14 protein-coding genes are annotated in these 12,818 nt (G+C 70.3%); 3 read left to right on the forward strand and 11 right to left on the reverse strand.

Translation table 11 applies throughout. The annotated features are described in order from the left end of the window. Nucleotides 1-130: 130 nt before the first annotated feature. Together ACIQI8_RS23615 and hemL are read right to left on the reverse strand one after the other, a co-directional pair. Complete coding sequence (locus ACIQI8_RS23615) at nt 131-829, reverse strand: histidine phosphatase family protein (protein ID WP_402353808.1); 699 nt, start codon at nt 827-829, stop codon at nt 131-133. Next, nucleotides 826-2,145 carry a glutamate-1-semialdehyde 2,1-aminomutase gene (hemL, locus tag ACIQI8_RS23620; protein WP_402353811.1) on the reverse strand — a complete coding sequence of 440 codons (1,320 nt, stop codon included), beginning with the start codon at nt 2,143-2,145 and terminating at the stop codon, nt 826-828. The genes ACIQI8_RS23615 and hemL overlap by 4 nt, the downstream gene beginning before the upstream one ends. Nucleotides 2,146-2,718: 573 nt before the next feature. Here hemL and ACIQI8_RS23625 point away from each other — a divergent pair. Then, nucleotides 2,719-3,156 carry a hypothetical protein gene (locus ACIQI8_RS23625; RefSeq protein ID WP_003974483.1) on the forward strand — a complete coding sequence of 146 codons (438 nt, stop codon included), beginning with the start codon at nt 2,719-2,721 and terminating at the stop codon, nt 3,154-3,156. A gap of 251 nt (nt 3,157-3,407) precedes the next feature. Beyond that, nucleotides 3,408-4,157 (forward strand): alpha/beta hydrolase, encoded by a 750-nt coding sequence (locus ACIQI8_RS23630; RefSeq protein WP_402353814.1) that lies wholly within the window; start codon nt 3,408-3,410, stop codon nt 4,155-4,157. 83 nt (nt 4,158-4,240) lie between these two features. Here ACIQI8_RS23630 and ACIQI8_RS23635 read toward each other — a convergent pair whose 3' ends face one another. Then, nucleotides 4,241-4,510 (reverse strand): hypothetical protein, encoded by a 270-nt coding sequence (locus ACIQI8_RS23635; protein WP_402353817.1) that lies wholly within the window; start codon nt 4,508-4,510, stop codon nt 4,241-4,243. A gap of 123 nt (nt 4,511-4,633) precedes the next feature. Between ACIQI8_RS23635 and ACIQI8_RS23640 the strand changes: the two genes are divergently transcribed. Further along, entirely contained in the window at nt 4,634-5,428 is a 795-nt protein-coding gene (locus tag ACIQI8_RS23640) for an NAD(P)-binding domain-containing protein (protein WP_402353820.1), read from the forward strand. On the opposite strand, the gene ACIQI8_RS23645 is transcribed toward ACIQI8_RS23640, so the two are convergent. From ACIQI8_RS23645 to ACIQI8_RS23680, 8 genes are all read right to left on the reverse strand, one after another. Further along, nucleotides 5,421-6,257, reverse strand: a complete 837-nt coding sequence (locus ACIQI8_RS23645; protein ID WP_402354148.1) for an oxygenase MpaB family protein — start codon at nt 6,255-6,257, stop codon at nt 5,421-5,423. The two genes, ACIQI8_RS23640 and ACIQI8_RS23645, sit on opposite strands and share 8 nt — an antisense overlap. A gap of 258 nt (nt 6,258-6,515) precedes the next feature. Continuing rightward, on the reverse strand, nt 6,516-6,680 hold the full coding sequence (locus ACIQI8_RS23650; RefSeq protein ID WP_402353823.1) for a hypothetical protein: 165 nt from the start codon (nt 6,678-6,680) through the stop codon (nt 6,516-6,518). A 21-nt stretch (nt 6,681-6,701) separates the two neighbouring features. Beyond that, nucleotides 6,702-7,781 carry a CU044_5270 family protein gene (locus ACIQI8_RS23655; protein WP_402353826.1) on the reverse strand — a complete coding sequence of 360 codons (1,080 nt, stop codon included), beginning with the start codon at nt 7,779-7,781 and terminating at the stop codon, nt 6,702-6,704. Then, the gene (locus tag ACIQI8_RS23660) at nt 7,778-8,419 is read right to left on the reverse strand and encodes an RNA polymerase sigma factor (protein WP_402353829.1); all 642 of its coding nucleotides are present in this window, start codon (nt 8,417-8,419) and stop codon (nt 7,778-7,780) included. Before ACIQI8_RS23660 ends, ACIQI8_RS23655 begins: the two co-directional genes overlap by 4 nt. A gap of 313 nt (nt 8,420-8,732) precedes the next feature. Beyond that, the gene (locus ACIQI8_RS23665; RefSeq protein WP_402353832.1) at nt 8,733-10,163 is read right to left on the reverse strand and encodes an ATP-binding protein; all 1,431 of its coding nucleotides are present in this window, start codon (nt 10,161-10,163) and stop codon (nt 8,733-8,735) included. Next, the gene (locus ACIQI8_RS23670) at nt 10,164-10,868 is read right to left on the reverse strand and encodes a response regulator transcription factor (RefSeq protein ID WP_402354151.1); all 705 of its coding nucleotides are present in this window, start codon (nt 10,866-10,868) and stop codon (nt 10,164-10,166) included. A gap of 158 nt (nt 10,869-11,026) precedes the next feature. Next, nucleotides 11,027-11,641, reverse strand: a complete 615-nt coding sequence (locus ACIQI8_RS23675; protein ID WP_402353835.1) for an FMN reductase — start codon at nt 11,639-11,641, stop codon at nt 11,027-11,029. Further along, nucleotides 11,638-12,741 (reverse strand): LLM class flavin-dependent oxidoreductase, encoded by a 1,104-nt coding sequence (locus ACIQI8_RS23680; RefSeq protein WP_402353838.1) that lies wholly within the window; start codon nt 12,739-12,741, stop codon nt 11,638-11,640. The genes ACIQI8_RS23675 and ACIQI8_RS23680 overlap by 4 nt, the downstream gene beginning before the upstream one ends. Nucleotides 12,742-12,818 lie beyond the last annotated feature (77 nt).

Below are 12,818 nucleotides of genomic sequence, written 5' to 3' on the forward strand. Positions count from 1 at the left end.
AGGACGCGCCGGACGGGAAAGTTCGTCAGGAAAGTTCTGCGTTCGGAGACAAACGTCACGGAACCGTCTCGCCGCCGGGGGCTCGCCCCGGCGGCCGAGAGACCCGTTTCCGTCCCGATCGGGCGGATTGTCAGGCGCCGAAGGCCTTGCTCTTCCCCTTCACCGGCTTGGCGCCGGCGAGGAGATGGGCCGGGACGAGGTCGCGGGCCGGCTCGGTGTAGCCGACGGACACGATCTTGTCGCCCCGGTAGGTGAAGGTCGTCAGCGAGGCGAGCGTGCACTGCCGCTTGCGCGGGTCGTGCCACAACCGCCGCTTCTCGACGTACGACCGCACGGTCCAGATCGGCAGCTGATGGCTGACGACGACGGCCTCGTGCCCGCGCGCCCGGTCCTTGGCGGCGTCCAGCGCGCCCATCATCCGCACCACCTGGTCGACGTAGGGCTCACCCCACGACGGCCGGAACGGGTTGACGAGGTGCTTCCAGTTCTCGGGCTTCCGCAGCGCCCCGTCCCCGACCCCGAACGTCTTGCCTTGAAAAACGTTGTCGGCCTCGATGAGCCGCTCGTCGGTCGCGAGGTCGAGCCCGTGCGACTTGGCGATCGGCGTCGCCGTCTCCTGCGCCCGCTCCAACGGCGAGGCGACGACGTACGTCACATCGCGCGGCGCGAGATGCTCGGCGACCCGGTCGGCCATCTGCCGGCCGAGCTCGGACAGGTGGTACCCGGCCAGTCGCCCGTAGAGCACCCCGTCCGGGTTGGCGACCTCGCCGTGCCGCATCAGGTGTACGACGGTGAGGTCGTCGCCGGCCGTGTTGTTGCTGTCGCTCATGCTGAGGTGGCCTCCGCCGCCGCTCGGGCCGCCGCCGGGAGGGCGTCGGCGATGCGCTGCACGGCCCGCTCGTCGTGAGCCGTGGACACGAACCAGGACTCGAAGGACGAGGGCGGGAGATAGACGCCCTGCGCCAGCATCGAGTGGAAGAAGGCGGTGAAGCGGAAGGACTCCTGCGCCTTGGCGTCCTCGTAGTCGCGCACCGAACGGTCCACGAAGAAGACGGAGAACATGTTGGAGGCGTTCTGCACGCGGTGGGCAACGCCTTCCTTGCTGAGCGCCTCGGTCACGAGCGCCTGGATCTGCTCGGACACGGCGTCGACCTTGACGTAGGCCGCGTCGTCGAGGAGCCGCAGCTGCGCGAGGCCGGCCGCGGTGGCGACGGGATTACCGGAGAGGGTGCCGGCCTGGTAGACGGGCCCGGCGGGCGCGAGCCGCGCCATGACGTCCTCCCGCCCCCCGAAGGCGGCGGCGGGGAACCCACCGCCCATCACCTTCCCGAAGGTCATGAGGTCGGGCCGAACCCCGTCGATCCCGTACCACCCGCTCCGACTGGTGCGGAACCCGGTCATGACCTCGTCGGAGATGAACAGCGCGCCGTTCTTGGCGCACGCGTCCTTGAGCCCCTGGTTGAACCCGGGCTTCGGCGGGACCACGCCCATGTTGCCGGGCGAGGCTTCGGTGATCACACAGGCGATCTCGCCGGGGTGGCGGTGGAAGGCCTCGTTGACGGCTTCGAGATCGTTGTACGGCAGCACGATCGTGTCGGCGGCCTGGGCACCGGTGACGCCGGGAGTGTCGGGCAGGGCGAACGTGGCCACGCCACTCCCGGCCGAGGCGAGCAGCGAGTCGACGTGACCGTGATAACACCCGGCGAACTTGATCACCTTGGCCCGCTGGGTGAACCCGCGGGCGAGCCGGATGGCGCTCATGGTGGCCTCGGTCCCGCTGCTGACGAGCCGCACCTGCTCCACCGGCTCCACCCGGGCGACGATCTCCTCGGCGAGCGCGACCTCGCCCTCACCGGGCGTGCCGAAGGAGGTGCCGCGCGAGACGGCCTCCTGCACGGCGGCGATCACCTCGGGGTGCGAGTGCCCGAGGATCATCGGCCCCCAGGAGCACACGAGGTCGACGTACTCCCGCCCGTCCGCGTCCGTGAGGTACGGACCGGTACCGGACACCATGAACCGGGGCGTGCCGCCGACGGCGCGGAAGGCGCGCACCGGCGAGTTCACGCCGCCCGGCGTGACGACGGACGCACGGTCGAACAGGGCCTGCGAGACAGGCGCTTCGTATGAATAGGGCAGTTCGCTCATGACCTGCGACTTCTCCGACCTTCTCCGTCTTTCTCCGACTTCACGGACTCCGCTTGCCTGTGACCTCCTCAGGGTAGGCCAGGGGGCGTGGGGCCTCGGGGGCGCGCCCGCGCACCGCGGGCCGGTCCACCTGATCAACGATCCGCTCCCCCGCCCCTGGGCCACTATTCGGCCATCGGCAGGCCATGCCCCGACCATCGGCAGGCCACCGCCCCCGGGCGATCTGCGAGACTGGACCGTGATACACACAGCTCACAGAGGCCGTCGTGTACGGGGGCTGCGAAGATCCTGCGGACAGGTGTTTCAACGCACGTTTCGGCGAGCGGCCGTGGGGGAGGTCACTGACACGATGATCGGGTTGCGCGGCGGGGGCCACGCGTCCTAGAAAAGCAGTCGGGTGGAGATATGCATCGCGGTGGCGGACTGGGCGAGGGGACCGACGACCTGGGTCCTCGACGTGCCCGAGGGGGAAAGCACCGACGCGAGGCGGAGGATTCGAACGAAGCACGTCTGCCGGACGCACGTCAGGCACACAGTGAGCGCCTCAGGGCGGGGAGCAGGAATGGTGGTCGGGTGGGGGTGACGTACAAGTACTTCGGCGCGCCGGACGGTGCGACCGCGGCCCGTGTCCCGATCTCGATGCGCCCCGAGGAGCTGGGCGGCGACGAGCTCGGGATGAACGGCATGTTCACCAAGATCAAGCCGGAGACGATGGCGGCGATGGTCCTGACCGGCATCGAGGGCGTCCCCCTCCACAAGGTGCCGCCGCTGGAACTGGTCGTCCTCCACCCCGACTACGCCGTGGTCAAACTCCCCATGACGGTCGTCGACCCCCTGCGCGGCATAGGCGAGGAAGCGGTCGGCGCGGCGGCCTTCATCTGGTCGACGGTCCCGGACCGGGGCGGTCCGCGGGACGCGTTCAACGTCTACCAACTGCTGCACGAGTGGCAGGACTTCAGCCATCGGTTGCATGAGGCGGGGCATCAGCCGTACTGCCTGGTGTGGCCCTGACCGAGGGTTTCACGGTGTGCGGGCGGGGTTCTCGAACCCCGCCTTTGTCATGTGGTGAGCGCGGTGGCCGGCCCTGCGAAACCGGTTGGCGGACAACGGCGGCGCCTGCTAATTTCCCTGTGGCCGTGCGAGAGAACGAGGAGGTGGTACCCGTGATCACAGTATCGACGTGGGTGCTCTCCTCCGGGGTCACGGTCGGGCGATAGGTCGTCCGGGAGCGCCGTTTTGCGCACTCCCGAAAGGGCACGACCATGCATTTCGCTCTGCACTTCGCTTCCGCACGACGCCTCGAAGACGGCGTCCTGGAACGCGACTTCACCCTCGGCGAGATCCCCGGCACCCTATGGACACCTGCCTCCGCATCGGCATCCACACCGGCACCGTTGATCCTGCTCGGCCACCCCGGCGGACTGCCCAAGATGTACTCCCGCTTGGTGGCACGCGCCCGGCACTCCGCGGCCCAGGGCTACGCCTCGGCCACCATCGAACTCCCGGGAAGCGGTGACCGACCCCGCCTCCCCGCCGCCGAACAGGCCCGCGCCGACCTGCGCCGGGCGCTGCAGGCCGGCGACCCGGTGAGCGACGACATCGTGGACCGCCTCGTCCTGCCGCTGGTCGAACAGGCGGTCCCGGAATGGCGAACCACCCTGGACGCGCTGCTTGCACTGCCCGGCATCGGCGGCCCGGTCGGGTACTCGGGGGGAGTCATCGCCATCGGCACTCGGCTGGCGGTGGTGGAACCACGCATCTCGGCGGCGGTCCTCTTCGCGGGCAGTTTCGTACCGCGGCTCATCCTTGAGGAGGCCCGCCAGGTCACCATCCCGCTCCACGTCCTGCTCCAGTGGGACGACGAGGGGAACGACCGGCAACGGGCCCTGGACCTGTTCGACGCGTTCGGCTCGAAGGAGAAGACGTTGAACGCGAATATGGGCGGGCACACGGGCGTTCCGGGGTTCGCGGGGGATGCGGCGGCGGAGTTCTTCGGGCGGCATCTGAGCTAGGGGCGGACGGCCAGGCTGCCACTCATCGAGGCCGGGCCCCGGCTCCCCTCGATGAGTGGCAGTCCCCTACGGGTAGCCGACGCCTACTTCCGATCCCTGTATCCCTCTACCTGCTCGGCGATGTCCTCCAGAGCCTCCGCGCCGATGGCCTTCTCCAGGGAGTCGCCCACGAATTCTCGGGCTCGGGCCAGTCGTGCGGGGAGGCCGTGGTCCACCACGTACGCGAGGAGGATGCCGGGGTCTTCTCCTGCTCCGATGCGTGACAGCACGCGGTCCAGAGAGACGACGTACTCCTCCAAGTCCCGGAACAAATCGGTGAACCCCGTCAGCTCCACTGGGATGCTGTGACTCATGTCCGTCACCTTTTCACCATCGCCGGATCGCATCTCGTCGACGCCTCGGCATCATCGTCCGTCATCGGCTCGGCCGGTGATCTCCGGCCCGTCGCGGCTCCCCGACTTCCTCCGGGCCGTCCTGTGAAGCCCGTCGGCATCATCGGAGTCGGTGAGATCGGTCGGGCCCTCGTGACGGGTCTGGGCGAGGGGGAAGGCGAGGCGCCCGCGGTTTTCCTCTCGCCCCGCGGCGCCCGTACCGCCGCCGAACTGGCCGCGCGCTACGACGGCGTACACGTCTGCGCCGACAACCAACAAGTCGTCGACTCCTCCGAGTTGCTGATCATCGCCGTGCGGCGGCAGGACCGACACGAGGCGCTCGCCGGTCTGCGGGTGGGCGGGGACAAGGTCGTGGTCAATGTGATGGCGGGCGTCGGCAATGACGACCTGCGACGGACGCTGGCGGCCACCGACGCCGCCTTCGTACGGGCCATCCCCCTGCCCGCCGTACGCGAACGCCGTTCCGTCACGGTGACGTATCCCTCGCACCCGGCGGTGGACTCCCTGTTCGAGCACCTCGGTGGGGTTCTCCCCGTCGCGGACGAGGCGGCCTTCAACGTCCTCTCCGCGCTTACGGGGACCCTGACCACCCACTACTCGTATCTCGCCACGCTCACGTCATGGGCCGTCGATCACGGGATTCCCTCCGATGACGCGGACCGATACATCCGCGGTCTCTTCCAGGGAGTTGGTCGCTCCCTGAGCGATCCGACCCGTACCCTGCACCAACTCGCCGCCGACCACGAGACGCCGAAGGGAAGCAACGAACGTATTCGTACGACCTGGTTCGACCGGGCCAACGTCGACGCCCTCAACAGGGCTCTCGACGGCCTGCTGACCGACCTCGGCGGCCCCGACGACCCCGACGACCTCAACTAGGCAGGTTCCTCCGGGGTGTTTCCACCTGCGCCACCGGCAGGCCGCGGGTACGACGCCAAGCCGCCCGCGCCCGTGGGTGGTAGCGGCGTTCGAACGGGACCAGATGCCAGCCGAGCGCGATCGCGCGGCCCAGCAGCCACAGGGCGACGGCGCTTCGGCGGGACCAGCGGTAGCCGAGGCGTGCCCGGATCGTCGGCGGGTACATCCCGACGGTCAGCCAGATCATGGGGCGGGTCACCGGGACGCGCAGCACTTTCCACAGGGCGTCCGGCAGTCGGCGTAGGGTGGGAGGTTTCACTATGTGGCGGATGTCCAGGACCGCGCGGGTCGGCCAGTTGTCCTCAAGGACCTCGGCGCACATCCGGTCGAAGTAGGCACAGAAGTCGGGCCAGTTGGCGGGGGCGGGGCGGTCGCTGACGCCGTACAGGCGGTACCACTGGAGGCTCTCGGCGTAGAGCTGTTCCTTCTGTTCCGTCGTCAGAGGGCGGCCGAAGTACTGGCACACGAGCACCGGGATCATGACGAAGGTCGCGTGCGCCCAGAAGAAGGTGTCGGGGTCGAGTGCGTGGTAAGGGCGGCCGTGGCGGTCGACTCCCTTGACGCCTAGGTGGTAGTCGCGGACCTGGCGGGCGGTACGGGCCGCGTCCGGGCCGTCGTAGACCACCCCGGCGATCGGGTAGAGCGAGCGGAACAGCCGCTGCCAGCGCTCCTCGAAGAAGTGTGAGTGCTCCTGGACGCCCGCGCCGAGACCGGGGTGCATGTTCTGCATCGACCCGGCCCACAGGCTCAGCAGCAGGCTCCGCCAGTCGCTGAAGTACCGCCACACCAGCGACGACGGTCCCAGCGGCTCGGGTGGAGCGGGTGGAGGGGGTGAAACGGGTGGAACCGGCGGATCGAGCGGTTCGAGCGGATCGGGGATCACTGGAGGTGCCCGTGGTTCATCCGCCCAGCCTCTCGCGCACAACGGGCCCGCACAATGCGCCTGCCGGACCCGGACATGGAGACGCCAGGCCCTGTGGACCACGGAGACGCCGGGCCCCGTGGACCAGGACCCGGCACTCTCCTCACCCCCCGCCGCGCTCCGCGGTCACCCGCACCGCGTACCACCGGCCGCCCCCGCAACGGCGCACGGCACCTGGGCGGTACCCGTGCCCTCCATCCGGACGCCGAGGCCGGAGCCGGGGATCGTCAGGGCGATCCCCATCAGTACCGCCGCGGCCAGCAGGGCGGCCAGTGCCCCGGCCGTGGTCACGGACGGTCGCTCCGGGCGCACTCAGCTCGCCGTCCCGCCCGGCGTCTGCTTGATCCCGTCCACGACCGCGCGCTGCGTGATCGCGCTGGTGAAGATGACGGTGCCGGCCTTGAACTCGCTGTCCGCCAGCGGCTCGACCACCACGACGCGCTCGCCGAGCAGCCGCAGGCTCTTCTTGTCGAAGATCCACTCGGTGCGCTCGCCGGTGTTGTCCTGCCGTGCGATCGCGATCCCGTGGCGCCCCTCGGCGTCGACCGCGTCGTTCACCGCGACGACCCCCGGGATCTTGGCGGCGGCCTTGTAGAGGGTGGCGGCGACGTCCGCCGGCGGGTAGCTCTCGGTCAGCAGGTCGCCGATGGCGACGAACGCCGCCTGGTCGCGCGGGACTTCGTGGTCCCGGACGGCGTCCGACTCCTTGTAGATCCGCCGCAGCAGCACGTCGGGGTCGGTGGGCAGCTTGACCAGGGCGTCGTACGCACCGCTCAGCGGGACGTTGCTGTCCAGGGTGATGCCGTCCTTGCTCGTCTGGCCCGCTTCGATCAGCCAGCCCTTGCTCCCGTCCGGAGACACCCAGGTCTGCCGGTCGTGCAGTTCCTCGCTGACGATCGAGTCCTTGCCGTCGACGGACTTGGGGTAGGTGCTGGCCACCTTCGAGGCGATGTAGACGAACTGGTCGTCGTGCACCGCGGTTTCCGAGGTGTCGGCGGCGGCGAGCGAGATGCGGTCGAGCAGCGCGGGGGCGCCCTTGGCGTCGGCGGTGCCGATCGTGGTGGTCAGCGCGGGACCGGTGGCGAGGGGGATCTTGCCGTCACCGTTTCCGCCGGACAGGGCGATACCGCCGACGACCGCGCCGGCCACCGCGCAGGCCATGCCGGGCAGCAGGATCGCGCGGCGCAGGAACGGGTTGCGGCGCTGCGGGGTGGCCGTCGGGGCGGCGGGGTGGGCGCCGGCAGAGGTACGGAGGTCTTCGTGGATCTGGGCCATCATCTGCTCCTTGTGGAACTGGTGGCGGCCCGCCGGCAGATCCCGTTCGACGGAGGGCAGGAGGTCCTGGGTCTCCGTCCACTCAGCCGGGTGCGGCTGGGAGGGGCTGGCGTTCATCGGTTTCCTTCCTGTGCGGACCGGACCGCGTATCCGCGATCACCTGTTATCTGCCGGTTCGTGGAGACGGGTTCCCGATTCCTTCCGCTCTTTCTTCTCAGCTCGGCGTCCGCGAGCTTGCGCAGCTTGCCGCGGGCGCGGGACAGGCGGGAGCGGACGGTGCCGATCGGGATGCCGAGGGCGCGGGCCGCGTCGGCGTACTCCATGCCCTCCCACAGGCACAGCACCAGCACCTCGCGTTCGGGGCGTCTGAGGGAGCTGAGGGCGGTCAGCGTGGCGGTGATCCGGTGCCGGTCGTCCAGCCGCCCTGCGGTCTCCTCCGCATGGTCGGCGACCTGCGTCTCCCCCACGCCCGCCTCCGCGGCGGCGGTGGCCGCGGCCCGGTAGCGCCGGTTGCTGCGGTAGTGGGAGCGGGAGACGTTGGTCGCGATGCCCAGCAACCACGGCCGCAGGGAACCCCCTTCGGCCTCGATCGACGCGTGGCGCCGCCAAGCCTCCATGAATGTCGCCGACATGACGTCCTCGGCCACGGACCAGTCGGCGGTCAGCCGAAAGGCGTGGTTGTACACCGCGCGGGCACAGTCGTCGAAGAGTTCCGCGAAGGCGTCCGGATCTCCGGCCCGTATCCGGGTTCGCATATCTGAGGTCACGTTCTCAACTGACCGCCCAGAGCCCCGAGTTCCCGTGATGCGCGTCACACACGACTACGACGGCCACGGTTATCACGACGGCCACGACATTCACGACAGTCACGGTGGCCCCGCCGCCAACTCAGGCCGCTCCCAGCCACGTTGCCCCGGCCACTCCCAAACCTGTTGTCCCCGCCGCTCCCAACCCCGTTACCCCAGCCGCCCCGAACACCCGCCCCTTCACCCCGACCCGCTCATACACCCCGACCGCGCCCGCCCATCACCTCGTAAGACCCGTCGGTCCCCTCGTCCCGCCCGCCCATCACCTCGTAGGACCCGTCGGCCCCCCACCCACCGTGAACCCGATCACCGACCCCCCGCCCTCCCGCCGGTAGGCGAACGGTGCGCCCGCGTGGGCCATCGCCACCTCTCGGACGATGGAGAGGCCGAGGCCGGAGCCGGGGAGGGAGCGGGCGTCGGCGGCTCGGTAGAAGCGGTCGAAGATGCGGATGAGGTCGGCTTCCGCGACGCCCGGGCCGCGGTCGAGGATCTCGACGCGGACCGTGCCGGGGCGTGCGGGGCCGGCGACGTTGATCTCGATCGGTTCCGTGCCGTCGCGGTCGAACTTCGCCGCGTTCTCCGCGAGGTTGGAGATCGCGCGGGTCAGCGCGCCGGGGCGGCCGTCGGTCGTCGTGTCGCCGCTCGCGCGGACCGTGATCTCGCGGCCGGTGCGCCGCCGGGCCAGGACCGCGACGTCCTCGGCGATGTCGGCGAGGTCCACCCGCTGCGGCGGCTCCGTGTCGGACTGGCCGGCCGCGAGGTCGACGAGCTCGTTGACGAGGTCGGTCAGCTCGCGCGCCTCCTGGGAGAGGTCGGCAACGAGTTCGAGGCGGGTGGCGGGGGGCAGTTCGTCGATGCGGCGGAGCAGGGAGATGTTCGTACGGAGAGAGGTGAGGGGGGTGCGGAGTTCGTGGCCCGCGTCCTGGACCAGGCGGCGCTGGTCCTCCTCGGACTGGGCCAGGCGGCCCAGCATGCGGTCGAAGGCGCGGCCGAGGCGGCCCACCTCGTCGTATCCGGCGACGGGTACGACGATGCCGAGCCGGCGCGTACGGGCCACGTCCTCCGCGGCGGAGGTGAGGATGATCAGCCGGCGGGTGATGCGCCGGGCCAGCCACCAGCCGACCAGACCCGCGCCGGTCACCACCGCGGCCATCAGGATGAGCGTCCGCTGCTGCAACGCCCGCAACAGGTCCTCGGTGTCGCTGAACTCCTGCGCCACCTGCACCGCACCCCGCCCGGCGCCCAGCGAGACGGTCGCCACGCGGTAGACGTCGGCGCCGACGTCGACCTCCTTGTGCTCGGCGATCGTCCCGGCCGCCCGGTCGGCCGCGATCGCCCGGTCGGCGGCCGTGACCGGCAGCACCGGGCTGCCGGAGTCGACGACCGAACCGTCCGGCCCCAGCACCTGCACATCGGTCCGGGCCGGCCGCACGATGTCGTGCCCCGGCGCCGAGGAGGAGAAGTCGCCGGGGGTCATCGCCTGGTGGCGCACCTCGTCCCGCAGATCCTGCACGACCTGGTCGAACACCGACTCCTGGTCGACGCGCACCAGCCGCGCGGCGGCGCTGTAGGACAGCACACCGACCAGCACGGTGACGGCCGCGGTCACCGCCGCGAAGGACACCGCGAACGTGGTGCGCAGCGAGACCAGGCCGGGCCGCCGTCTGACCAGCAGGCGCCGCAGCCGCCCCACTCAGTCCTCCCGCAGCACGTAACCCACACCGCGCACCGTGTGGATCAGCGCCGGCGCCCCCGGGTCATCGAGCTTGCGGCGCAGGTAGCCGACGTACACGGCCAGGTTCTTGGAACCGGGCCCGAAGTCGTAGCCCCAGATCCGGTCGTAGATCGTGGAGTGGTCGAGGACGATCCCCGCGTTGCGGACCAGCAGCTCCAGCAGCTCGAACTCGGTCCGCGTCAGCTCCAGCTCACGCCCGCCCCGCCAGGCCCGCCGCGCCTGCATGTCCATCCGCAGCCCCGCCGCCTCGATCTGCCGGTCGGTGTGCTGCGGTTCCTTCGGTACGTCGACCAGGGCGCCGTTGCCCGAACCGGTCCGGCGCAGCAGCGCGCGCAGGCGGGCGAAGACCTCCTCGACGTCGAACGGCTTGACCACGTAGTCGTCGGCGCCCGCGTCGAGCCCGGCGATCCGGTCCGCGGTCTCGACGAGGGCGGTGAGCATGAGGATCGGGGTGCGGTCGCCCTCGGCGCGCAGCACCCGGCAGACCTGGAGGCCGTCGATGCCGGGCATCATCACGTCCAGCACCAGCACGTCCGGCGGGGTGCGGTGGGCCTGCGCCAGCGCCTCCACGCCGTCGGCGACCGCCGTGACCTGGTAGCCCTCCAGGCTCAGGGCGCGCTCCAGGGCGTGACGGATGGCGCGGTCGTCTTCGGCGAGCAGCACAGTTGGGGACACGCCGCCCAGTCTGCCAATGCCTCCGGCGGATCGGCGGCGTCTGTGGGTCTACGATCAGCCTTTTTACCCGGATCTCACCCTTGGGGAGCCGTCCTCCGGGGGTCGCCGCCCCCAGACCCCCGCGGTCTGCCTGGACGGCCTCGTCCTCAGACGCCGGACGGGCTGGGACGCGAGAGAGCCGCCAATTGATCTGCGAAGGGAACGACCTCGAAGTCGTCCGGCTTCGCCTTCGCCGCCGGCTTCGTCGCCGTCAGGCCCGTCATCAGCGCCGCCAGCTCATCCGCCGCCCGCTCGATCCGCTCCGGCAGGCCCTCCGCGCCCCAGTCCTCCGAGGCCGCGTAGACGCCGGTCGGGACGACCACCGCCCGCAGGTAGGCGAACAACGGGCGCAGCGCGTGCTCCAGGACCAGCGAGTGCCGCGCACTGCCGCCCGTCGCCGCGATCAGGACCGGCTTTCCGGCCAGCGCGTCCTTCTCCAGGACGTCGAAGAACGACTTGAACAGTCCGCTGTACGACGCCGAGAACACCGGCGTCACCACGATCAGCCCGTCCGCCTCCGTCACCGCGTCCAGCGCGGCGGCGAGTGAGCGCCCGGGAAAACCGTTGGTGAAGTTGTGCGCGATCTCGACAGCGAGGTCGCGCAGCTCCACCACCTGTATCTCCGCCGACGTACGGCCCGCCGTGGCCGCCGCCAGCCGGTCCGCCAGCAACCTCGTGGACGACGGCACACTCAGCCCCGCCGAGACGACTACGAGCTTCATGCCACGGTCTCCTTCTCCGTAGTCGGGTTCTGCGCGGCCGCGAGCAGGGACGCGTGCGTCGGCGCCTCCGGGACATCCGCCGGACGGCCCTTCGCGAACTCCTCGCGCAGCACCGGCACGACCTCCTCGCCGAGCAGGTCGAGCTGCTCCAGGACGGTCTTCAGCGGCAGCCCCGCGTGGTCCAGCAGGAACAGCTGGCGCTGGTAGTCACCGGCGTAGTCGCGGAAGGCGAGGGTCTTCTCGATGACCTCCTGCGGGGAGCCGACGGTCAGCGGGGTCTGGTCGGTGAAGTCCTCCAGGGAGGGCCCGTGGCCGTAGACCGGCGCGTTGTCGAAGTACGGGCGGAACTCACGCACCGCGTCCTGCGAGTTCTTCCGCATGAAGACCTGGCCGCCGAGGCCGACGATCGCCTGCTCGGGCGTGCCGTGCCCGTAGTGGGCGTACCGCGCCCGGTACAGCTCGACCATCCGCTTGGTGTGGTCGGCCGGCCAGAAGATGTTGTTGTGGAAGAAGCCGTCGCCGTAGTACGCGGCCTGCTCGGCGATCTCCGGCGAGCGGATCGAACCGTGCCAGACGAAGGGCGGTACGTCGTCCAGCGGGCGGGGCGTGGACGTGAAGCTCTGCAGGGGGGTGCGGAACTTGCCCTCCCAGTCCACGACGTCCTCGCGCCACAGCCGGTGCAGCAGGGCGTAGTTCTCGATGGCGAGGTTGATGCCCTGGCGGATGTCCTGGCCGAACCAGGGGTAGACCGGGCCGGTGTTGCCGCGGCCCATCATCAGGTCGACGCGGCCGTCGGCCAGCTGCTGGAGCATCGCGAAGTCCTCCGCGATCTTCACCGGGTCGTTCGTGGTGATGAGCGTGGTGGACGTGGAGAGGATCAGCTTCTCCGTCCGCGCGGCGATGAAGCCGAGCATCGTCGTCGGGGACGACGGCACGAAGGGCGGGTTGTGGTGCTCGCCGGTCGCGAAGACGTCGAGGCCGACCTCCTCGGCCTTCAGCGCGATGGCGACCATGGCCTTGATGCGCTCGCGCTCGGTCGGCGTCCGGCCCGTCGTCGGGTCGGGCGTGACGTCGCCGACGCTGAAGATCCCGAACTGCATGGTCGCTCATCCTCCATGTTGTTGACTGTTCAACTATACCTGGAGAACGGTCGGCCCCGTACGGCTATTCCCGTCAG

The sequence above is a fragment of the Streptomyces sp. NPDC092369 genome (assembly GCF_044755245.1).
In the GTDB taxonomy this organism is placed as follows: domain Bacteria; phylum Actinomycetota; class Actinomycetes; order Streptomycetales; family Streptomycetaceae; genus Streptomyces.